Origin of the sequence: Shewanella zhangzhouensis (genome assembly GCF_019457615.1) — a bacterium.
GTDB classification, from domain to species: domain Bacteria; phylum Pseudomonadota; class Gammaproteobacteria; order Enterobacterales; family Shewanellaceae; genus Shewanella; species Shewanella zhangzhouensis.
The window spans coordinates 277501-299276 of sequence record NZ_CP080414.1; the positions used below are offsets into that span (position 1 = coordinate 277501).

The 21776-nt window shown below is 54.6% G+C and carries 14 protein-coding genes and 2 rRNA genes (1 of these 16 running past the window's edge); 9 read left to right on the plus strand and 7 right to left on the minus strand.

Features of this window, described 5'->3' with window-relative positions:
* The 3 genes from K0H63_RS01325 to K0H63_RS01335 form a co-directional block, all read left to right on the plus strand.
* A 23S ribosomal RNA gene (locus tag K0H63_RS01325) occupies positions 1 to 1087 on the plus strand (it extends 1807 nt beyond the left edge of the window).
* A 124-nt stretch (positions 1088 to 1211) separates the two neighbouring features.
* Positions 1212 to 1327: ribosomal RNA gene (gene rrf / locus K0H63_RS01330) — 5S ribosomal RNA — on the plus strand.
* 195 nt (positions 1328 to 1522) lie between these two features.
* Entirely contained in the window at positions 1523 to 2797 is a 1275-nt protein-coding gene (locus K0H63_RS01335; protein ID WP_220066388.1) for a CinA family nicotinamide mononucleotide deamidase-related protein, read from the plus strand.
* A gap of 61 nt (positions 2798 to 2858) precedes the next feature.
* Here the strand turns inward: K0H63_RS01335 and K0H63_RS01340 are convergent, their stop codons facing one another.
* The 3 genes from K0H63_RS01340 to argE all read right to left on the minus strand — a co-directional run bounded on the left by K0H63_RS01340 (position 2859) and on the right by argE (position 7348).
* A complete protein-coding gene (locus K0H63_RS01340; RefSeq protein WP_220066389.1) occupies positions 2859 to 3395 on the minus strand; it encodes a YceB family lipoprotein in 537 nt (178 codons plus the stop codon).
* Positions 3392 to 6055 (minus strand): phosphoenolpyruvate carboxylase, encoded by a 2664-nt coding sequence (gene ppc, locus K0H63_RS01345; RefSeq protein WP_220066390.1) that lies wholly within the window; start codon positions 6053 to 6055, stop codon positions 3392 to 3394. Before ppc ends, K0H63_RS01340 begins: the two co-directional genes overlap by 4 nt.
* A 141-nt stretch (positions 6056 to 6196) precedes the next feature.
* Positions 6197 to 7348, minus strand: coding sequence for an acetylornithine deacetylase (gene argE / locus K0H63_RS01350; RefSeq protein ID WP_220066391.1), 1152 nt, complete (start codon positions 7346 to 7348; stop codon positions 6197 to 6199).
* Between the two features lie 271 nt (positions 7349 to 7619).
* Here argE and argC point away from each other — a divergent pair, with 271 nt between their 5' ends.
* The 5 genes from argC to argH all read left to right on the plus strand — a co-directional run bounded on the left by argC (position 7620) and on the right by argH (position 13039).
* Positions 7620 to 8600 (plus strand): N-acetyl-gamma-glutamyl-phosphate reductase, encoded by a 981-nt coding sequence (gene argC / locus K0H63_RS01355; protein WP_220066392.1) that lies wholly within the window; start codon positions 7620 to 7622, stop codon positions 8598 to 8600.
* 15 nt (positions 8601 to 8615) lie between these two features.
* Positions 8616 to 9404, plus strand: a complete 789-nt coding sequence (gene argB / locus K0H63_RS01360) for an acetylglutamate kinase (protein ID WP_220066393.1) — start codon at positions 8616 to 8618, stop codon at positions 9402 to 9404.
* A 3-nt stretch (positions 9405 to 9407) separates the two neighbouring features.
* Positions 9408 to 10313: an ornithine carbamoyltransferase gene (locus K0H63_RS01365; protein ID WP_220066394.1), complete on the plus strand. Its 906-nt coding sequence runs from the start codon at positions 9408 to 9410 to the stop codon at positions 10311 to 10313.
* 50 nt (positions 10314 to 10363) lie between these two features.
* Complete coding sequence (locus tag K0H63_RS01370) at positions 10364 to 11587, plus strand: argininosuccinate synthase (RefSeq protein ID WP_011758380.1); 1224 nt, start codon at positions 10364 to 10366, stop codon at positions 11585 to 11587.
* Between the two features lie 81 nt (positions 11588 to 11668).
* Positions 11669 to 13039 carry an argininosuccinate lyase gene (argH, locus tag K0H63_RS01375; protein ID WP_220066395.1) on the plus strand — a complete coding sequence of 457 codons (1371 nt, stop codon included), beginning with the start codon at positions 11669 to 11671 and terminating at the stop codon, positions 13037 to 13039.
* A gap of 67 nt (positions 13040 to 13106) precedes the next feature.
* Here argH and K0H63_RS01380 read toward each other — a convergent pair whose 3' ends face one another.
* The 3 genes from K0H63_RS01380 to K0H63_RS01390 form a co-directional block, all read right to left on the minus strand.
* A complete protein-coding gene (locus K0H63_RS01380) occupies positions 13107 to 14678 on the minus strand; it encodes an arylsulfatase (protein ID WP_220066396.1) in 1572 nt (523 codons plus the stop codon).
* Positions 14679 to 14717: 39 nt separating this feature from the next.
* Positions 14718 to 15977: an anaerobic sulfatase maturase gene (locus K0H63_RS01385; RefSeq protein WP_220066397.1), complete on the minus strand. Its 1260-nt coding sequence runs from the start codon at positions 15975 to 15977 to the stop codon at positions 14718 to 14720.
* Between the two features lie 211 nt (positions 15978 to 16188).
* Positions 16189 to 17844: an AMP-binding protein gene (locus tag K0H63_RS01390; RefSeq protein WP_220066398.1), complete on the minus strand. Its 1656-nt coding sequence runs from the start codon at positions 17842 to 17844 to the stop codon at positions 16189 to 16191.
* A 729-nt stretch (positions 17845 to 18573) separates the two neighbouring features.
* Here K0H63_RS01390 and K0H63_RS01395 point away from each other — a divergent pair.
* Complete coding sequence (locus K0H63_RS01395) at positions 18574 to 20889, plus strand: PKD domain-containing protein (protein WP_220066399.1); 2316 nt, start codon at positions 18574 to 18576, stop codon at positions 20887 to 20889.
* 140 nt (positions 20890 to 21029) lie between these two features.
* Here the strand turns inward: K0H63_RS01395 and trmH are convergent, their stop codons facing one another.
* Positions 21030 to 21755: a tRNA (guanosine(18)-2'-O)-methyltransferase TrmH gene (trmH, locus tag K0H63_RS01400; protein ID WP_220066400.1), complete on the minus strand. Its 726-nt coding sequence runs from the start codon at positions 21753 to 21755 to the stop codon at positions 21030 to 21032.
* Positions 21756 to 21776: the final 21 nt, after the last annotated feature.

The following is a 21776-nucleotide window of genomic DNA, read 5'->3' on the forward strand; positions in this document are numbered from 1 at the left end:
ATACGGTGTGACGCCTGCCCGGTGCCGGAAGGTTAATTGATTGGGTTATCGCAAGAGAAGCTCATGATCGAAGCCCCGGTAAACGGCGGCCGTAACTATAACGGTCCTAAGGTAGCGAAATTCCTTGTCGGGTAAGTTCCGACCTGCACGAATGGCGTAATGATGGCCACGCTGTCTCCAGCCGAGACTCAGTGAAGTTGAAATTGCGGTGAAGATGCCGTATACCCGCGGCTAGACGGAAAGACCCCGTGAACCTTTACTATAGCTTGGCACTGAACATTGACCCTACATGTGTAGGATAGGTGGGAGACTTTGAAGCGGGAACGCCAGTTCTCGTGGAGTCAACCTTGAAATACCACCCTTGTAGTGTTGGTGTTCTAACCTCGGTCCATGAATCTGGACTAGGGACAGTGCCTGGTGGGTAGTTTGACTGGGGCGGTCTCCTCCCAAAGAGTAACGGAGGAGCACGAAGGTTGGCTAAACACGGTCGGACATCGTGTGGTTAGTGTAATGGCACAAGCCAGCTTAACTGCGAGACAGACACGTCGAGCAGGTACGAAAGTAGGTCATAGTGATCCGGTGGTTCTGCATGGAAGGGCCATCGCTCAACGGATAAAAGGTACTCCGGGGATAACAGGCTGATACCGCCCAAGAGTTCATATCGACGGCGGTGTTTGGCACCTCGATGTCGGCTCATCACATCCTGGGGCTGAAGTCGGTCCCAAGGGTATGGCTGTTCGCCATTTAAAGTGGTACGCGAGCTGGGTTCAGAACGTCGTGAGACAGTTCGGTCCCTATCTGCCGTGGGCGTTGGAAGATTGAGGGGGGTTGCTCCTAGTACGAGAGGACCGGAGTGAACGAACCGCTGGTGTTCGGGTTGTCATGCCAATGGCATTGCCCGGTAGCTACGTTCGGAATCGATAACCGCTGAAAGCATCTAAGCGGGAAGCGAGCCCCAAGATGAGTCTTCCCTTGGACCTTGAGTCCACTGAAGAGCCGTCCGAGACCAGGACGTTGATAGGCAGGGTGTGTAAGCGTTGTGAGGCGTTGAGCTAACCTGTACTAATGACTCGTGCGGCTTAACCATACAACCCAGATGGGTTTCAGATGGTGTAGATAGTCTTGAAGAAACCAGACTTGATTGAAGTGATAACTCAAACAGCTTTCTAAATTGCATGTTCTTGCTGAGAAGCGGGGGCATAACGAATTTGCTTGGTGACAATAGCATTGTGGAACCACCTGATCCCATTCCGAACTCAGAAGTGAAACGCAATCGCGCCGATGGTAGTGTGGGGTCTCCCCATGTGAGAGTAGGTCATTGCCAAGCGCCTAATAAGTCGAAGAGGCCACCCGATAGGGTGGCCTTTTTGCTTTCTGCGTCGCACAATTCTGCAGCGATGATTACGGTTTCCACAAAGCTTTACAGCCTCCGCTAATTTAATACTTCAGATACCCTACCGGGCTATTGCTATGACTTCTCCGCTTCCCTACCTTATAGCCAACTTATATCGAAGGAGCGGGCATGAAGCTTGAGATGATTTGCACCGGTGAAGAGGTGCTGGCAGGACAGATAGTGGATACCAATGCCGCCTGGTTTGCCAATCTGATGATGGAAAACGGTATTGAGGTACAGCGCCGGGTCACTGTGGGTGACCGGCTTGAGGATCTGGTGGCGGTGTTTCAGGAGCGTAGTCTCCATGCTGATGTGATCCTGGTGAATGGTGGCCTTGGACCAACCTCTGATGATATGTCAGCAGAAGCCATGGCCAAAGCCAAGGGAGAATCCCTGGTAGAGAACGCAGAGTGGGCCGAACGTTTACACGATTGGTTCACCCGTCACGGCCGTGAAATGCCAAAAAGCAATATCAAGCAGGCTTGGCTGCCCGAATCAGCTGTAATGGTGGATAACCCGGTCGGGACTGCCTGTGGCTTCAGGGTCAAACTCAATCGCGCCTGGCTGTTCTTCACCCCAGGTGTGCCGTTTGAATTCAAGCAAATGGTAGAAGAGCAGTTCCTTACCTTTGTGAAACAGACCTTCGATGCCGGCAGTCAGGTTGCGCTACGCAAGTTGCTGACCCTGGGCCGTGGTGAATCCTCATTAGCGGATGAGCTCGAGGCCATGACCTTGCCTGCGGGTATTACCCTGGGCTACCGCTCCTTTATGCCTTATATCGAAATTAAGGTGTTTGCCCGTGGCATCGAGGCAATTAAGGCGCTGGAGACCGTGACCGACGAAATAGCCGCGCGGCTGGGTAATGTGGTGGTTGCGGAAAACCGTACCTCGCTGGAGGAGGAGATCCACGCCAGACTGCACAACTCAGGTATGAGCCTCAGTGTGGCTGAGTCATGCACCGGTGGCCTTATCACCAGTCAGTTGGTTGGCTTTCCCGGCAGCTCTTCTTATTTGCATCAGGGGTTGGTGACTTACAGTAATGAGTCCAAGGTCAGGGTGCTTGGGGTATCGCCCCAGACATTGGATGACTACGGTGCCGTATCTATCCAAACTGTTGAGGAGATGGCCAGGGGCGCCCGCGCTATTTTGGACAGTGACTACGCGCTGGCGACCAGTGGCATTGCTGGCCCGGATGGTGGCACAGAGGAAAAGCCAGTGGGTACTGTAGCGATTGCACTTGCCACCAAGGGCGGGGTATACAGCCAGATGGTGAAGTTGCCGCGGCGATCCCGGGACATGGTGCGTAAGGTCAGTGCTGCGGTGGCCTATGACATGCTGCGCCGTGAACTTAATGGTGAAGCCGTGATTGTGGATTACAGCTCCATCAGTCGTTATCCCAAGTAATGATTTAACCAAATAAAAACGCGGCTTAAGGGCCGCGTTTTATTTGTGGTTGAGGCTGCTATCAGGGCGTGAATTCCAGCACCAGTTTGCCGGGTTTCACCGTGATCCGCTCGGTCATTTCGGCCAGTTTCGCCTGAGTCGCATCTTCGGTATCCAGCACGTAAACAGGTTGGCTCTCGAGGAAGCCTCTGACCACCCGCATCAGCTCCGGCGCCAGGTCCTGCAACAGGCGTTTCAGCTCTGAGGGATTGGCACTCACATCCACCAATTGCAAGTCCCTCAGGTACACACCGTGGGCTTGTTTGTCGTACCAGGGCTTGGCTTCAAAGGTGGTGGTGAGAGTTGCCCGCAGCGGAATGAGCGGCGTTTTCACCTCGGCCAGACTGGTTGCCGTCACCGCCATGGTGTCCGCCTTGTGCCCAAGCTTGACCTCTATTTGGTTTACCGACACCCAGGCGCCCAGTGGGCCCGAGTTGTCTTTCACCTCAAGGCCAATCTCTTTATTGAGGTAGGATGCCATTTCCCGCTCACTGATGCTGTACTGGCTCACACAGCCAGACAGCAACAACAGCGCAGACACCGCCAGCAGGCGGATCATCCGGTGTTCCTCATGCCCGCTGCCACACCGGCGATGGTGAGCATCAGTGCCAGCTGCACCGATTCCGATGGCGTTTCTTCACGACGGGTACGGCCGAGAAGTTCCGCCTGCAGGAAGTTCAGCGGGTCGATATAGGGGTTTCTGAGCCGAACGGATTCACGGTTCCAGGGCGTGTGGGCCATCAGACTATCTTCTCCTGTCAGCGCCAACACGGCGTCCACACCGAGCGCCAGACGTTCACGCAGGGTAACCCCCAGGTGATGCAGCTGCTCGGGCACCAGACACTGCTCGTAGTAGCGGGCCAAATTCGGCTCTGCCTTGCTGTACACCATCTCCAGCATGGAGATGCGGGTGTTGAAGAAGGGCCAGTCCCGCTCCATTTCCCGCAGCAGGCCAAGTTCACCACGATCGGCTGCGGCTTTCAGTGCTTCACCGGCACCAAGCCAGGCAGGCAACATCAAGCGGTTTTGCGACCAGGCAAAAATCCAGGGAATGGCACGCAGGCTCTCGATACCACCATCGACACGACGTTTGGCAGGACGACTGCCCAGTGGCAGCTTACCCAGTTCTACCTCAGGCGTTGCTGCGCGGAAGTAAGGCACAAAGTCAGGCTCCTGACGCACTATGCCGCGATATGCCTCTACCGATTCATCGGCAATGCGCTGCATGGCATTACGCCATTCCTGCCTCGGCTCGGGCGGTGGCAGCAGGGTCGCTTCCAGTACCGCAGAGGTATAGAGCGCCAGTGACTGAACTGCGAGCTTGGGCAGACCGAACTTAAAGCGGATCATTTCGCCCTGCTCTGTGACCCGAATCCGACCGTCGACGCTGCCGGGTGGTTGCGACAGAATGGCCTTGTGGGCAGGGCCGCCGCCGCGACCAATGGTGCCACCGCGGCCGTGGAATAGGGTTAGCTTCACGCCGGCCTTGTTGCATACCTTCACCAATTGCTCCTGAGCTCGGTACTGTGCCCAGGCCGCTGCCATCACCCCGGCATCTTTGGCAGAGTCGGAGTAACCAATCATCACTTCCTGCATGCCCTTGGTGTAACCGCGATACCAGTCGATATCCAACAGTGCGGTAATACAATCGGCGGCGTTGTTCAGGTCATCGAGGGTTTCAAACAGGGGGACCACACGGATGGGGTAGTTGCAGCCCGACTCTTTGAGCAGCAGCAATACCGCCAGTACATCCGATGGCAGGCTCGCCATGGAGATGACATAAGACCCCAGGGCTTGCTGCGGCTGCGTGCCCACCAGACGGCAGGTCGCCAGTACTTCAGCAACCTCGTCAGAAGGCTTCCAGTTGCCTGGGATCAGCGGCCTGCGGCCACTGAGCTCCTTCAGCAGGAAGGCTTGCTTTTCGGCCTCGCTCCAGTGTGAGTAGTCCCCAAGGCCAAGGTAACGGGTCAGCTCGGCAATGGCGGCTTTGTGGCGGCCGGCGTCCTGACGAATATCCAGCCTCAGCATGTGGATGCCGAAACAGGCCAGACGGCGCAGCATATCCAGCAAACGGCCATTGGCAATCAGGCGCATGCCCGAGTCACACAGGCTTTGGTACAGCAATTTGAGCGGTTTCTCCAAATCCTGCTGTTCCCAGATAATCTCATCACGGGCCACTTCAGGGTTGTGGCCTTCGAGGCGGGCGTTGAGGAAGTCGATGGTGTTGCGCAGTTTGCGGCGCAGGCTCCGCAGTACGTCCCTGTATGGTTCGCAGGAGTTATTGCTGTAGGCCATGAGTTCGGCGTTGGCTTCTTCCATCGACAGCTCGCCGACCAGCTCCACCACATCTTTCAGATACAGGCGTGCGGCGGTGTGGCGATTGCGGTCCAATACCTCGGCGGTGACCTTGGCTGTAACGAACGGGTTGCCATCACGGTCGCCACCCATCCAGCTGGAAAAACGCACCGGTGCCATGTCGGTGGGGATCTGGGTGCCGGTGGCTTCTTCCACCTGATCGTTCAGCTGACGCAGAAAGTCGGGAACCGCATGCCACAGGGACGTCTCTATGGTAGACAGCCCCCAGCGGGCTTCGTCAACCGGGGTAGGGCGTTCACGGCGAATTTCATTGGTGTGCCAGATTTGCGCAATCAATTGGCGCAACCTGAGGGTTTGGCTCTTGTGCTCGCGCTCGGTGAGCTGCGGGTTTTCCAAGTCCTGCAGGCAATCGACGATAGCCGAGTATTTTTGAATGAGGGTGCGGCGGCTGATTTCAGTCGGGTGGGCCGTCAGCACCAGATCTATGTCCAGCGCCTTGAGGGTGGCGAGCATTTCCTTTTTATCGACCTGGCTGCCAAGCATTCTGCCAAGGAGCTGCTCAACGGGATCCGGTACACACACCAGCTCGTCACAGTTACGGCTGATGGTGTGGAATTGCTCGGCTATGTTGGCCAGGTTCAGAAACTGGTTAAAGGCTTTGGCGAAGGGGACCAGCTCTTCGTCTGGCAGTTGTCCGAGCAGGGCCAGCATTTTTGCCCTTGCCTCGTCATCGCCGCTGCGGCTGCCCTTGGCAAGCAGGCGGATTTGCTCAACCTTATCCAGAAAGGCTTCACCCATATGCTCTTTCATGGTGTCGCCCAGGATTTGTCCCATCATGCCCACGTTCGCCCTGAGCTGAGCGTACATGTCTGTTACTTTCTCGGTACCCTTTACGTCTGTCATGGTATCTCCACTTGCGGGATTACTATTCACGGGTTGTCAGCCAAAGCCGTTCAAGCACAATAAACAGCCCTGCGTTCGGGGTCAACCGAGCAAGGTCAATTGGTCAGTCCAATTGTGGCATTTTCGATATCGGTTTAAGGTTTATTGAATACAGGCCTTATGGATCAACTGTTTCAATAATTCTACCGTGGGTTTTAGCTGATCCATTGCCATATATTCATCGGGCTGATGGGCCTGATTGATGCTTCCCGGCCCCAGCACCAGCGTCTGGCAGCCTAGTTTATTGATGTACGGGGCTTCGGTGGCGTAGTTCACCACTTCGGCCTGCTGACCCGAGAGGCTCTCCACCAGTTGGGTCCAGGCGCTGTCTTTTACCCCGGCAAAGGCTTCGCTGCCCGGATAGAGGGTTCGGATCTCCACCGCACCGGGATAGTCGCGATTAATGTCCTGCAGGTAGTTGATCAGCATCAGCTCTAAATCGTCCAGCGCCAGGCCCGGCAGTGGCCGAATATCCAGATGCAAATCACAGCAGCCACAGATCCGGTTGGCAGCATCGCCGCCGTGGATATGGCCAAAGTTCATGGTGGGATAGGGCACGCTGAAGGCGTCTTCGCGGTAATTGTCGGCCAGGTGTTGTTTGAGCTTCAGCAGTTGCCCTATTACTTTGTGCATGATTTCGATGGCATTGAGGCCTCGGGCGGGATCGGATGAATGGCCGCTGCGCCCGGTGATGCGTATCCCCTGCGCCAGATGGCCCTTGTGCATATACACGGGCTTAAGGCCTGTGGGTTCGCCAATGATGGCGTATTCCGGGCGAATGCCGGTATTGGCCGCAAATGCTTTGGCGCCTTCCATGGTGGTTTCTTCATCGGCGCTGGCAAAGATGTACAGCGGCTTTTGCAGTGTATTCAGGGGCAAATCCTTCACCGCCTCGAGGATAAGTGCAAAAAAACCTTTCATATCGCAGCTGCCCAGGCCGTACCAACGATTGTCCTTTTCGGTCAGCACAAAAGGATCCTGGCTCCAGCGACCTTCATCAAAGGGTACTGTGTCAGTATGTCCTGCCAACAGCAGGCCGCCTTCACCGCTGCCGATTTTGGCCAGCAAATTCCGTTTGTCGCGGGTGCCTGCTACCTTTGTTACTTGACAGTCAAATCCCAGATCCGAAAACCAGTCGTTCAGCAGGGCGATAACTGAATGGTTACTCATATCCAGTTGTGGTTCGGTTGCACTGATAGATGGTGCATAAATGAGCGAGGAGAAACGACTCTTGAGATCTGGAATGACTTTCACCACAAAATTCCTTGAAATAGATATTCATGCATATTGCATAATTAAAGAGTTGTGTTAGTCTAGCAAACAGCTGGGACCAGCACCATAGCCAAGGCCTCGAGATGAATGAGTATATGGTTGAATTAAACATTAACTTCAAGACAGTGTTTGCACATCCTCACTTCCTGCGACGATAGCTGATTGCACAGGGCGTCATGCCGGGCTGCTAACCCTATTTCAGGTAATTCAATCCAACTATCTGTTTGAACAAATTTTAATGAGTCAGGAAATCATGAAAAAGATCGCCATTATTGGTGCCAGCGGCTACACAGGCGCGCAGCTCACAGCCCTTATTGATGCTGAGCCGCACCTGCAAGTCCAGGGCCTTTATGTGTCTGAAGGCAGTGCCGACAAAGGTAAGCCTCTGTCCTCTCTGTATCCGGTGTACAGCCATCTGAAATATTGTCTGTCACCCCTGACCGCTGAAGCCAAAGACGCCATAGTTGCTGAGGCAGACGCGGTTGCCCTTGCCACCGAACATTCAGTGTCACTGGAACTTGCCGCCTATTTCTATGAAAAAGGCCTGGCCGTGTTTGATTTGAGCGGTGCCTACCGCTTTGCCGATACGGCTCAGTATCCCAAGTGGTACGGATTTGAGCACAGCCATCCCGAAGTGCTGGCCAAGGCTGTGTATGGCCTCGCCGAGTGGAATGCCGATGCCGTGGCGGCGACCCGTATGATTGCCGTGCCGGGCTGCTATCCAACTGCCTCGCTCACTGCTTTGAAACCCCTCAAAGCCATGCTGACCGACGCGCGTCCGGTGATTAACGCCGTCAGCGGTGTGACCGGCGCTGGCCGCAAGGCACAGCTGCACACCAGCTTTTGTGAAGTAAGCCTGACGCCCTATGGCGTGCTGGGCCACAGACATCAACCGGAAATTGCCACCCAGCTGGGTCAGGAAGTGATTTTCACACCGCATCTGGGCAATTTTAAGCGCGGCATTCTGGCCACCATCACGGTGCAGTTAAAGCCGGGTACCCGCCGTGAAGATGTTGCCAAGGCCTACAGCGTGTATGACCAGAGCCCCATAGTGACGGTGAAAGAAGGCCAGTTCCCCAAGGTGGACGATGTGGTATTCACCCCCAATTGTCACCTGGGTTGGAAGTTTGACGAAGACAGCGGCTACCTGGTGGTTGCCAGTGCCATCGACAATTTGATGAAGGGCGCTGCCAGTCAGGCACTTCAATGCATAAAAATTCATTTTGGCGTTTAAGGCGGGAGCATCGGAATGTCAGTAACTAACAAAGTATTGGTTCTCAAAGTGGGCGGTGCCCTGCTGCAGTGCGAAATGGGCATGGCCAGGCTGATGGACACGGCCAGACAGCTGCTGGAAAAAGGCGAGCAGGTTGTGCTGGTGCACGGTGGCGGTTGCCTGGTTGACGAGCAGCTCAAAGCCAATGGCATGGAAACCGTCAAGCTGGAAGGTCTGCGGGTTACCCCTGCCGAGCAGATGCCCATTATCGCCGGTGCGCTGGCGGGTACCTCCAACAAGTTGCTTCAGGGCGCGGCGGCCAAAGCCGGTGTGTTGAGCATGGGTATGAGCCTGTGTGATGCCAACATGGTGACTGCGGTCATTAAAGATGAGCGCCTGGGCATGGTCGGTGAAGTAAGCCCCAAAGATGCCAAGGCACTGGAATTTATTCTCGCCCAGGGCTGGCTGCCGATTATCAGCTCCATCGCCATGAGCGATGAAGGTGAGCTGCTCAACGTCAATGCCGACCAGGCGGCCTCAGTGCTGGCCAAGCTCCTTGGCGGCAAACTGGTGCTCCTGTCCGACGTATCAGGCGTGCTCGACGGTAAAGGTAAGTTAATCCCCAGTTTGAACAGCCAGGAGATAGACGAGCTGGTCAAACTGGGCGTGATCGAAAAAGGCATGAAAGTCAAAGTAGAAGCAGCACTGGAAGTTGCCCAGTGGCTGGGACAACCGGTACAGGTTGCCTCGTGGCGTGACAGCGGCCAAATGGCGGCATTAATCAAGGGTGAGGCCGTGGGCACACAGATACAACCTCAGGAGTAATATATGAAGCATTTGATATCGATAAAAGAACTGACGCAAAAGCAGATGTTGGATCTGCTGACTCTGGCAAAGGAGATCAAGGCCGACCCGGCCAAATACTCCCGCGCGCTGGCGGGCAAGAGTGTGGTAATGCTGTTTGAAAAGCCTTCTCTGCGTACCCGCGTCAGCTTCGACATCGGTATCAACAAGCTCGGTGGTCACTGCCTGTATCTGGATCAGCAAAATGGTGCACTGGGCAAGCGCGAGTCGGTAAAAGACTTTGCCTCCAACCTGTCTTGCTGGGCCGATGCCATAGTGGCGCGTACCTTTGCCCACGAAACCGTGGAAGGTCTTGCCAAATATGGTCGGGTGCCGGTGATCAATGCCCTGTCGGACCTCTACCATCCCTGTCAGGGGCTGGCGGATTTTCTGAGTCTGGCCGAAAAGTTTGACGACCTGTCCAAGGTACGTTTGGCCTACGTCGGTGATGGCAACAACGTCAGTCACTCACTGATGTACGGCGCCGCCTTGCTCGGGGCCACCATGACGGTGATCTGCCCACCAGGGCACTTCCCCGATGGCTTTGAGGTGCAGCAGGCACAGCAAATAGCTGCGACCCACGGTGGCAAACTGGTGTTAACTTCTGATATCAATGCGATAGAAGGCCACGATGCCGTCTACACTGATACCTGGATCTCCATGGGCGACAACACGGCGCTGACTGACATCAAGGCCAAGTTTGCGCCTTATCAGGTGAACAAGGCGCTGATGGACAAGGCCGGAGCCAGCTATTTTATGCACTGTCTGCCTGCACACCGCGGCCTGGAAGTGACCGATGAAGTGATGGACGGTGAAGGTTCCCTCATTCTGGATCAGGCCGAGAACCGCATGCACGCACAAAACGCAGTGTTGGTCACACTGCTCGGATAAATTCAATCTATTGAGTCAACGGCGCCCCACGCGCCTCTTGGGAAACAGTTATGGCAATCGAAAACAGCAAAACCGGCGTCAAGAAAGTAGTACTGGCCTATTCAGGCGGTCTGGACACCTCGGCCATCATTCCGTGGCTGAAAGAAAACTATGATAACTGCGAAATCGTCGCCTTCTGCGCCGACGTGGGTCAGGGTGAAGAAGAGCTGGTGGGCCTGACCGAAAAGGCCCTTGCCTCAGGCGCGAGTGAGTGTCACATAGTTGACCTGAAAGAAGAATTTGTTAAAGACTACATCTACCCCACCATAGCGACTGGTGCCATTTACGAAGGCACTTACCTGCTGGGTACCTCCATGGCCCGTCCTATCATTGCCAAGGCGCAGGTAGAAGTGGCCCGCAAAGTGGGCGCCGATGCCCTGTGCCACGGCTGTACCGGCAAGGGTAACGACCAGGTGCGTTTCGAAGGCTGTTTCGCTGCGCTGGCCCCCGACCTGAAAGTGATTGCCCCATGGCGTGAGTGGGACATGGAAAGCCGTGAAGATCTGCTGGCGTATCTCGCCGAGCGCAACATCAAGACCTCGGCCTCTGCCACCAAGATTTACAGCCGTGATGCCAACGCCTGGCACATCTCCCACGAAGGTGGTGAGCTGGAAGACCCGTGGAACGAGCCTTCCAAGCAGGTATGGACCATGACCGTGGATCCGCTGGATGCGCCCGACGAGCCTGAGTACGTGACCCTCAAGATTGAAAATGCCCGGGTGACCGAGGTGAATGGCGAGGCCCTGAGCCCATATCAGGCGCTGATGAAGCTTAACGCCATTGCCGCACCCCACGGCGTTGGCCGTATCGACATTACCGAAAACCGCCTGGTGGGCATGAAGTCCCGCGGCTGCTACGAAACCCCCGGCGGTACCGTGATGTTTGCTGCCCTGCGCGCGGTGGAAGAGCTGGTGCTTGACAAGAGTAGCCGTGAATGGCGTGAGCAGGTTGCCGCCCGTATGGCACACCTGGTGTACGACGGCCGTTGGTTCACCCCTCTGTGTGACTCTCTGCTGGCTGCCTCCGAGTCGCTGGCGACCATGGTCAACGGTGAGGTAGTGGTTAAGCTCTACAAGGGGCAGGCAGTGCCTGTGAAGAAGCGTTCACCCAACAGCCTCTACTCAGAAGCCTTTGCCACCTTCGGTCAGGACAGCGTGTACGATCAGAAACACGCCGAAGGTTTTATCCGTCTCTACTCGCTGGCGAGCCGTATCCGCGCTTACAACACCAAGTAAGCCGCCTTGTCAGTCAGGGGGCCTGTTTTGGCCCCCATTCATTTTTAGTTCCGGGCGCGCCCGGGCAGAAGGAGAATTGCTATGGCCTTGTGGGGCGGCAGATTTCAGGGGCAAGCCAGTGCCCTGTTCCAACTCTTTAACGATTCACTGCCGGTAGATTACCGACTGTTCGTCCAGGACGTGGAAGGCTCCATCGCCTGGGCCGATGCCATTGCCAGCGTGGGCATTTTGAATGCCGATGAATGCAGCCGCCTAAAGGCTGCCCTTTATGAGCTGCTTGAAGAAGTGGGCGAGGATGAGTCGGCCATCATCGGCAGCGGCGCCGAAGACATTCACAGCTTTGTGGAAACCAAACTGATTGAAAAGGTCGGCGACCTCGGTAAAAAACTGCATACCGGCCGTTCCCGTAACGACCAGGTGGCCACCGACCTCAAGCTCTGGTGCAAGGCCTCTGGCGGCCTGCTGGAAACCAAGCTTACCGCCGTGGTTCAGGCCCTGCTGGCGCTGGCAAGCCGTGAGCTGGACGCCGTGATGCCCGGTTACACCCACCTGCAGCGGGCACAGCCTGTGACCTTTGGTCACTGGTGCCTGGCTTATGTGGAAATGCTGGAGCGGGACTTGTCCCGTCTTGCCGATGCTTTGAAGCGCCTTAACACCTGCCCGCTGGGCTCGGGGGCGCTGGCGGGCACTGCCTATGCCATCGACCGCCATGCACTGGCCGCCGCGTTGGGCTTTGGCGGACCGACCCTCAACAGTCTGGATGCGGTCTCCGATCGTGACCATGTGGTGGAGCTCTGCGCCGCCGCGTCACTGTCTATGATGCACCTGTCGCGGTTGGCGGAAGATCTGATTTTCTTCAACACGGGTGAAGCCGCTTTTGTGGAGCTGGCCGATAACGTCACTTCGGGCTCGTCCCTGATGCCACAGAAGAAAAACCCCGATGCGCTTGAGCTTATCCGGGGTAAAACCGGCCGCGTCTACGGCAATCTGATGGGCATTCTCACCACCATGAAGGCGCTGCCACTGGCCTACAACAAGGACATGCAGGAAGACAAAGAAGGCCTGTTCGATACCCTGGACAGCTGGGGTATTTGTCTCGATATGGCAGCGCTGGTGCTGGAAGGTGTGAAGGTAAACCGTGACAACGCCAAGCAGGCGGCCCAGGCGGGTTACGCCAACGCCACCGAGCTTGCCGACTATCTGGTTGCCAAGGGCATGCCTTTCCGTGAGGCGCACCATGTGGTGGGCGAGGTGGTGCTGCATGCCATCAGCAAGGGACAGGCGCTGGAAGCCCTGCCACTGGCCGAGCTGCAATCCTTTGCCGCCGTAATTGGCGATGATGTGTATCCGCACCTCAGCCTGGATGAATGCCTGGCAAAGCGCGATGTGCTGGGTGGCACCGCCATCAAGCAGGTGACAGCGGCGCTGGCTACCAAACAGCAGCAATACTGAGTTCTACTCAGCAGGCAATAAAAAGCTCGCCATCCGGCGAGCTTTTTTGTGGGTGAATACCAGCTATTTACTGCTGGGTTTTTTTCATCGCATCTTCGATGGTCTTGGTCATATCGAAGGTAGTGCCACCCTGGGTTGGTGGGTATTTCACCAGGCTTTCGACGTGCTGCTGAATGATTTCACTCACAGGTGCCAGCATCCAGGAGACCTTCTGTGCCAGATGGCCGTTGGAGTCGACCGAGTCGTAGCTCTCGAAGGGGTCAGCCCTCAGGTTATACACCTTGGGCTTGGCAAGTGGCAGCAGGTTGTCGTAGTAGTGCTCGGCAATGGCAAAGTGGAACTTCCACGGCCCGAGACGCACTGCTGACAGCTGGCCTTCAAAGTAGTAGAGAATATGGTCGCGGGCCGACTTGGCGCTCTTGCCGGTCCAATAATCGAGGTTGTTTACGCCGTCGATGTACTGCTTTTTCTCTTTCAGCATACGCTGGTTCACATCGGGTATGCCCGCTGCGGCGGCCAGAGTCGTGAAGAGATCCTGATGGCCCTGAATACCGTTAAGCACTTGCCCCGATGGGATCTTACCGGGCCAGCTGACCATGGTGGGCACACGAACACCACCCTCATAGGTGGTCATCTTCTCGCCCCGGAAGGGGGTTGTGCCACCGTGGGGCCAGGAGGAATGCTCAGGGCCATTGTCTGTGCTGTAAACGATGATGGTGTTGTCCTTCAGGCCTCGAGATTCCAGCTCCTTGAGCAGGAATCCGATGTCATCGTCGTGCTGCATCATACCGCTGCCGTACATGTCGTAGTCAGACGAGATGTTTTCTGCGGCGTAACGCCATTTATCGTTCAGGCGGGTGTAGAGGTGCATGCGACTGGTGTTAACCCAGGCGAAGAAGGGTTTGTCTTCCTTTACCGCCTTGTCGATAAACTTAAGGGCGGTTGGCAGCATCTCATTGCGGTCAAATTCCTTTTGCCGCTCTTGCCCCAGAGGTCCCGTATCCTCACAGCGCTGCTTACCGACCACGCCAAAGCGCGGATCCTTGGTGTTGTCGGCTTTATCTGTGGCGTAGCAGTGGAGCACTCCGCGGGTGCCAAATTTCTTGTGATAGGCTTCCATCGAACCGGAATAGGCCTTGGCGAAGTTCTGATAATCGCGCTGCTCGTGTTCTTCCTGGGTGTTGAGGTGGTAAAGGTTACCGAAGAACTCATCAAAACCATGTACTGTGGGCAGGGCGAAGTTATGGTCGCCCAAATGGTTTTTACCGAACTGTCCGGTGGCGTAGCCGGCTTTTTTCAACACCTCAGCCAATGACGGTGACTCGGCCTTGAGGCCCAGCGCGCCGCCCGGCATGGCGACCGTGGTCATACCGCTGCGAATGGGGTATTGGCCGGTGATAAAGGCTGCCCGTCCCGCAGTGGAGCTGGGCTGGGCATAGTGGTCGGTAAAGCGGATCCCTGAGTTACCAATGCTGTCGAGGTTGGGTGTTAGGTAGCCCATGGTACCCATGCCGTATGCACTGACGTTCTGCCAACCCACATCGTCGCCAAAGATGACGACGATATTGGGCTGCTCGGCGGCATAACTGTGGGAGGCTATTCCCATACCTATGGCCGCTGCCAAATGTTTTAACTTCATTACCTGCTCCTTGCGTGTTGATAAATCCAATCCAGCTGTTCAGCCGGACAAACGATCACATTCCTGAATCACATGGCGATAAAACAGTGTCAGACCCTGGCAGAGGTAATGCAGCCCCGGCTCGTTGTCTGTGGTTTTTAAGAATCTGTCTTTGGGGCAATGGCCCCAGCACAATTTAAGATAGGCGCATTGCTTACACTTGGCCGGTAAATTGGCGGATTTGGCGTAACCAAAGGCTTGCTGGCGTTCGCTGAAGGCGAGATCGCCCTGATGCTCGGTACGGATATTGCCAAGGCGATATTCTGGATACACAAAGTGATCGCAGCTGTAGAGATCGCCATTGTGCTCCAACGCCATGGCTTTGCCGCACACCTGACTGGTCACACATTGCTGCGAGCCTTGGCCGGTGATCATCGACAGCACATTTTCAAACTGATCCACAAATACCTTGCCATAATCCTTGGCAAGCCATTCGTCCCACACCCGGGTGAGAAAACGCCCCCACTGCAGCGGCGCCACCGACCAGTCGGCCACAGCGGAGCCGGGGTTCCCCGGCAGTGCCTCGGGCGCATCCTCCCTTGGCAGGCGGGCCTTATCCCAACTGCCCGGGGCAGCGCTGACAAAGTCGGCTTTTTCCATGCCGGGAATAAACTGAATCAGCCGGGGGGTGATTTCATCGCGCAGGAAGCGATAAACCTCCAGCGGGTATTCGGCGTTGTCGCGGTTTATCACGCACAGGGCGCTGAAGGGAATTTGATGGGCATGCAGCAGGCGGGCGGCACGCACCACGGCAGCAAAAGTCTTGCCGCCGGTTTTGCTGTACCTGTGCAGGTCGTGGAACTGTTCGGGGCCATCGATAGACAGGCCAACCAGGAATTTGTGCTGCTTGAGAAACGCACACCAGTCTTCGTCCAGCAGGGTGCCGTTGGTTTGTAGATCGTTTTCAATTTTGAGCCCGGGACGGGCATATTTTTGTTGCAGGGCAACGACTCGGCGAAAGAAGTGAAGCCCCATCAGAGTGGGTTCGCCTCCCTGCCAGCTGAATACCACCCGATCGCCGGTTTGGGCCTGAATATACTGCCGAATGTGCTGCTCGAGTACCTCATCATCCATGCGCGGTCGCTTGGGTTGACCCAGGAGCTGCTCTTTGTGCAGGTAAAAACAGTAGCGGCAGTCGAGGTTGCACTGGGCACCACTTGGCTTAATCATGGTGTGGAAGCGGTACTGGCTTCCGGTGACGTGTTTGGCCCGCTTAAGTGCGGGGAACTCAGTTACGGTAACAACATCAATTGCAGTCACGCATCAGCTCCATCCCTGTGTTGAGTTAAGATAAAGCTCGCTTTTTTTTTGACCTGTGCCAAGCAAATTCGGCGGCTTAACATCTACATATTGCAGGGGCTTTGCTCAATTGCTTAACCGTTTGGCGTAAATCATGCTTCTGACTGAGGCTTGAAAGGCGTAAAAAAGCCCGCTGATGCGGGCTTGTCTCTTTGTGGCTGGTGGCGGCGACTCAGATCTCGTCTTCCCACACCACCTTTGCGCCACGCACACCATCGACCTTGGCGCTGTATCTGGCTTCCAGCACATGGCGCTTGATTTTCAGCGTTGGGGTGAGCACGTCGTTTTCAATGGTCCAGGGCGCGTTAACCACCACCACGGCATCCACGGTTTCGTGTGATTCCAGATGAGGATTCACGGCATCCAGGGTGGCCTTGATGGAAGTGCGAACCTCTTCCCGGGCTTGCAGGGTGGCACCGTCTGACAGCTGCACCAGTGCTATGGGGTGAGGCAGGCCAGAGCCAATCACACAAATCAGCTCCACATGAGGGTCCTGAGCGAGCTTGCGCTCGATGGGCACAGGCGCCACGTATTTACCCTTGGCGGTTTTGAAGTTGTCTTTCACCCGGCCCGTGATGCTGACACAGCCATCTTCATCGATGGCACAGAGATCGCCGGTATGGAAGAAACCATCTTCATCGAAGGCGGCAGCCGAGGCTTCGGGCTGCTGGTAGTAACCGCTCATCAGTCCGGGACTCTTGACCATGAGTTCACCACTTTCGCTGCGACGCACCAGACAGCCTTCCACGGGCTTACCCACGGTGCCGATTTTGCGCTCATCAAAGGGATAATTGATGATGGAGTAGGCACAGTTTTCGGTCATGCCCCAGGCCTCACAGATGTTCAGCCCGATGCTGTGGTACCACTGAATGAGTGATGGCGGGATTGGCGCAGAGCCCGAACCCAGCAGGCGACACTTATCCAAGCCAAGTCCCTTGTGAATTTTGCGTTTTACCAGATAGCTGATGAGGGGCAGCTTGAGCAGGAAATTGAGCTTATCGAAGCCCACCTTGTCGATAATGTTTTTCTGAAACAGGGTCCACAGACGTGGCACCGAGAAGAATACGGTTGGGCGCATGCGCTGCACGTCGGCGACGAAGGTATCCAGGCTCTCGACAAAGGCCACGGCGCTGCCGGAATAGAAAGATGAACCTTCGATGGCAACCCGCTCGGTGATATGGGCCAGTGGCAGGTATGAAAGCAATCTATCGTCACCGTCGGTCTTGAGATCGCGCACCACCGCGGTACAGGTCCAGCAATAGCTGCCAAAGGTTTGAATGGCACCCTTGGGGCTGCCGGTGGAGCCCGAGGTGTAAATCAGCGTCATGGTATCTTCCATGGCAGGCAGCGGCGCGTCTGTCAGCGGTTGCCCCATCGTCATCAACTGGTCCCAGCCATATTGGGTCGGCATGGTGTCGTAGGGGAAAGACATGCGCAAAATACTGCCGCCAACACCGGCTTCCTGCTCGGCCCAGTGGTCCAGCTTACCGATAAAAATGGCCTTGGCACCGCTGTGCTCCAGCACGTAGCGGATGGTATCGGCATTGGCAGTGGGGTAGATGGGTACGCTGATATAACCGCCGTGCATTAACGCCAGATCGGTAATAAACCACTCGGCGCAGTTCTTGGACAGCACGGCGACCTTGTCTCCGGGCACCAGGCCAAGATGCCTGAGTGAGCCGGCAATTTGCTCCATCTGGCGTTTCACATCCCGCCAACTGAAGTCACGGTATTGGCCGTTTACCGGCTGGCGCAAGTAAACCTTGTCACCCTGGGTTTGCACCCAATGGTCGAGCATCTCTACAGGAGTCTTGATAGTGGCTTGCATCGCTACTTCCATCTTGTTTGTTATCTTTATCGGCGTTAAATCGGTGTTAAACGCGCGTTTAACTTCCAGTATGTCTATTTTTCTCCGGCCTCGCAAATGGTTTCACGCTGCCCGGATGTGGGGATGGACGGCGCTCTCCCCATCCCGAATCATCAAATCAACAGGCCTTTAAAATCATTTGGTTAGCATGATGACAGTGTCGAGTTAACTCAAGAGACAGCGGTTGCCTGTTTCGCTTTACATCCACCTATTCCTAGCGTGATCGAGGTTGATGAATAGCGCTGGTCTAAGAATCATACAGATTCTGGCAGCAGAGGCGCGTTCACTCCACCGGGCAAGGGCTAACAATCGCGGCTGAACCCGATTGTCATAACGGCCGATTAGTCTGCCAGGTGGGCATGTAACATAATGCAGTACAAAAGCCGTTTTCAGGTGGATTTTTATTGTGCGTTTTCATCAAAGATAACCGGACCGCCAGTTTCTATTTCCTATTCGTATTGCGCCACTGATGGCCAGGGATAAGCACTAAGCACCCAATGTACTCTACTGCTTTTACTTTTATTTATAGACGTACCCTATACAACTTAATAAGCAGACTCTTAATCTTAATCTTTGATTTACAAAAAATATTAAAATGAATAACATTCGTGCGGGATTTTTACTGGCGCATGTTTCTTTTAATAGCAACGCGCCAGTAACAATAAGGACCGGTATCCGGAAGATATCATTGTGCTGGCTTTCAAACTGGCACTTAAGGAGCGTTTTGTGTTGACATTAAATACTTATAAAAAATCAATTGTCGCAACCCTCGTAGTGTCAGTCCTATCTGCGTGTGGCGGTGGTGACAGTAATTCAGAGCAAAACGTCGAAGTAGCAAACAAGGCTCCTACCGTCGCCGTATCAGATACCAGTGTACAGGAAGGAGCCAGCGTTACTATCAGTGCAGAAGCCAGCGATAGTGACGGTACCATTCAAAGTTACCAGTGGAGTCAAAAGTCGGGTTCTGCAGTCACTTTAAACAGCACTGACTCTTCAACTCTTACTTTCGTGGCCCCAGCAGTTACCGATGCGCAAATACTGGTATTTACAGTTAAGGTGACCGACAACAAGGGGGCGTCAGCATCTCAGGATGTCAAGATAACCATTACGCCCAAAATATTGGAGCTCACCTTGGAAGGGGTTGTGACTGATGGGCCAATTGCCAATGCCAAAGTGGTCATCACTGTAGGAGATCAAGCATTTGCAGGCGTTGCTGATAATCAGGGACGCTATTCGATTGCGGTTGAAGTAGATGATGAGTATGAAGATAGCCTACTTAATATCATAGCCGTCGGACCTGAGACTGACTCCAAAGTAAAGTTGATATCTTTACTTGGTGATATATCAACTCTGCTGACCACAGCAGGTGCCGATGGTGTGTTAACTGCGGATGAAGCCCTTGGTGTGAATGTGACCCACCTGAGCACCGCATTGCATGCACTGATGAAGAGAGCTAATGGCGATGAGACCATCACAACCAAAGAAAGCTTTGATAATGCACTGAAGCACCAAAATGGTGAGGAACTGCTGCCCTTGGCGACCATCATAAAGCTGGTCATCGACTATGCGTCAACTTACCCTGAGCTGGCATTACCTGATGGCTTTACCGATACAGATGCTTTGGTCAATGACGAGACAAAGGCGAGGGAATATCTCAACAAAGTGCAGCAAAAGTTCCCGCAGGTTTATGAACAGGCCCAAGCCGCGGTATTTGAAGATCCTGCTGCTGTAACTGCCGCCGTCGCCGAAGATATCCTGGCCAGCAGCTATTATTTTGATGATGGTCAACGTCTGGTGTTAACCGCAGATGGCAAAGGCCAAATGTTTCGCGAGTTTGACAGCGCTGCATTAACCTGGAGTGTGACTGAAGCCGGGCTGGCACTGACCTATCCTGGCAATGGACTGCTGAAACACCATTATTGGGATTTTAAAGATGGAAAGCAGGTTCAGCGACAAGTGTTTATTAAAAGTACCTTGATCAAATGGTTGTATAACCAGGAAACCAGCGCCCAATTGCTGCAACAAGATACTGAATTAACGCATTATCCAAACGGGGAGTATGCCGATTCAACCTTCATTTATCCAATTCAGAGCTTTAATGCGGTTAAAGATCTTGGATTGGCTAATGCCCAAGCACTGATAGAGGTGGGTGCAAGTTACTCCATCAGTGTGCCACAGACTATTGTCGGTATAGAAAATGCGACAGAGAGACAAGTTGGGTTTCATCGTAAAAAAGTGAACCTGACTATTGGCGAGAACAGCGAGGCCACACTCAGCCTGCCTCTGTTCAGTAGTGATGGAAGCGTGCATTATGAAGAAGTTGCCGGCCAATATTCTGTTGACGATCGCGGTATGTTGAAAGTGCAAGCAACCGAAGAAAGCAAAGATATTGCTTTAGAATATGCATTTCTGAATCTTTTAAAGCCAAATAAAGTGAATGTGGTGCAAGAAAATACTCAGCTTGTAGATCATGGCTACTTTTTGAAAAAAGACGTAGCGGGCTGGGAGCCCAACTCAGTGCCGGGTATCTATGATTATGGGTGGGGCAACAATAATCCACAGGAGTTCTTCTGGCTTGAACTGAAAGCCGATGGAACCGCCGACGTTGTTAAAGGCAAAGATAAGGACACAGATGGTGTACTCAATTTTATGGAGTACACCATAGATTCTGGTAAATGGCAGATTAACGAAAGCGGCCACTTGGTGATCCGACGCTACATGTACAATATGGAGACTGGTCGTTATGGTAAGTGTATGCCCTCAACCTGGGATACGCTGTTAACGGATGATTGCGTGGTTTTCCATGACAGAGTGCTCAATTTATATCAGGTAGTCGGTGATCGATATCTTACCGAGCACACACACAAGAACTATGCTGACTTTGAAGGAATGAGCAACTTGGGTGACAACCTTCCTGTAGATACCCATGTGATGGACTATGCCCATTCTGACAACCGCAGCTGGATAAAATCCAGCGAGCGTCCCATTCAATTGTTGCCAAGATAAGATGCAGGAGAGGTAGCTCAGCCTTAATTTGGTGGCTGCCTTATTCCTTATGTCTGGCAACTGCCGTTACTGCAAAAGCCACCCTCGGGTGGCTTTTTATTGTCTCGCGCTTTTGATTTTTAGCCTGATGCAAAGCTGAATTACATGCGGCGCTGGCGGCCGCGTTCGGGGCGAGGGGACTCGGGGTCGGCTTCGCGCATCTTTTGCCACCATTCGGGCGGTGCGACGATTTGGCCGGTTTCATCAATGGCGGGGTAGGCAAGTCCCTTGCGACGGCAGGCCTTGGCATAGATGGGGTGGCCCTGTTCGAACAGCAGCTTCTGGCAGTAGGCATCATCCAGTTTGCGGTTGCCGTACATACCGGCTGCCCGGCGCTGGCGCTCGGCTTCAAACAGTACCAGGGCGCAGGCCACTGACACATTCAGCGACTGCACCATGCCCACCATGGGAATAATCACTTCGGCATCGGCAAGGCGCACCGCCTCATCACTGACGCCGTTTTTCTCGTGCCCGAGGACTATGGCGGTGGGCCTGGTGTAGTCAATCTCGCGAAAGTCTTTGGCATTGGCGGAGAAATTGGTCACCACCACCTGCATGCCATCTGCTTTGAGGGCGGTGATAGCATCGGTAACAGTTGCATGGCGCAGGGTTTTAACCCACTGCTGGCTGCCCGAGGCGGTATTGCCGGACACCCGCATGGAGCTCTCGGGCCACACCGCATGCAGCTGGTGGACACCCACGGCGTCGGCACTGCGCAGCACCGCAGCTATGTTGTTGGTCTTGTGGACCTGGTCGAGTAAGACGGTCAGATCCGGTTGACGGTTGTCCAGCATCTCATTGATGCGGGCAAAGCGTTCCGGGCTCATGGATTCATTCCTGTGTAAATC

What these genes read in the sequence shown, in the direction of transcription:
- K0H63_RS01370 (WP_011758380.1), top strand. Translation starts at nt 10,364, where the DNA reads ATGGCAATCGAAAACAGCAAAACCGGCGTCAAGAAAGTAGTACTGGCC.
- K0H63_RS01390 (WP_220066398.1), bottom strand. Translation starts at nt 17,844, where the DNA reads ATGCAAGCCACTATCAAGACTCCTGTAGAGATGCTCGACCATTGGGTG.
- K0H63_RS01380 (WP_220066396.1), bottom strand. Translation starts at nt 14,678, where the DNA reads ATGAAGTTAAAACATTTGGCAGCGGCCATAGGTATGGGAATAGCCTCC.
- K0H63_RS01335 (WP_220066388.1), top strand. Translation starts at nt 1,523, where the DNA reads ATGAAGCTTGAGATGATTTGCACCGGTGAAGAGGTGCTGGCAGGACAG.
- argH (WP_220066395.1), top strand. Translation starts at nt 11,669, where the DNA reads ATGGCCTTGTGGGGCGGCAGATTTCAGGGGCAAGCCAGTGCCCTGTTC.
- trmH (WP_220066400.1), bottom strand. Translation starts at nt 21,755, where the DNA reads ATGAGCCCGGAACGCTTTGCCCGCATCAATGAGATGCTGGACAACCGT.
- K0H63_RS01365 (WP_220066394.1), top strand. Translation starts at nt 9,408, where the DNA reads ATGAAGCATTTGATATCGATAAAAGAACTGACGCAAAAGCAGATGTTG.
- argC (WP_220066392.1), top strand. Translation starts at nt 7,620, where the DNA reads ATGAAAAAGATCGCCATTATTGGTGCCAGCGGCTACACAGGCGCGCAG.
- K0H63_RS01340 (WP_220066389.1), bottom strand. Translation starts at nt 3,395, where the DNA reads ATGATCCGCCTGCTGGCGGTGTCTGCGCTGTTGTTGCTGTCTGGCTGT.
- argB (WP_220066393.1), top strand. Translation starts at nt 8,616, where the DNA reads ATGTCAGTAACTAACAAAGTATTGGTTCTCAAAGTGGGCGGTGCCCTG.
- ppc (WP_220066390.1), bottom strand. Translation starts at nt 6,055, where the DNA reads ATGACAGACGTAAAGGGTACCGAGAAAGTAACAGACATGTACGCTCAG.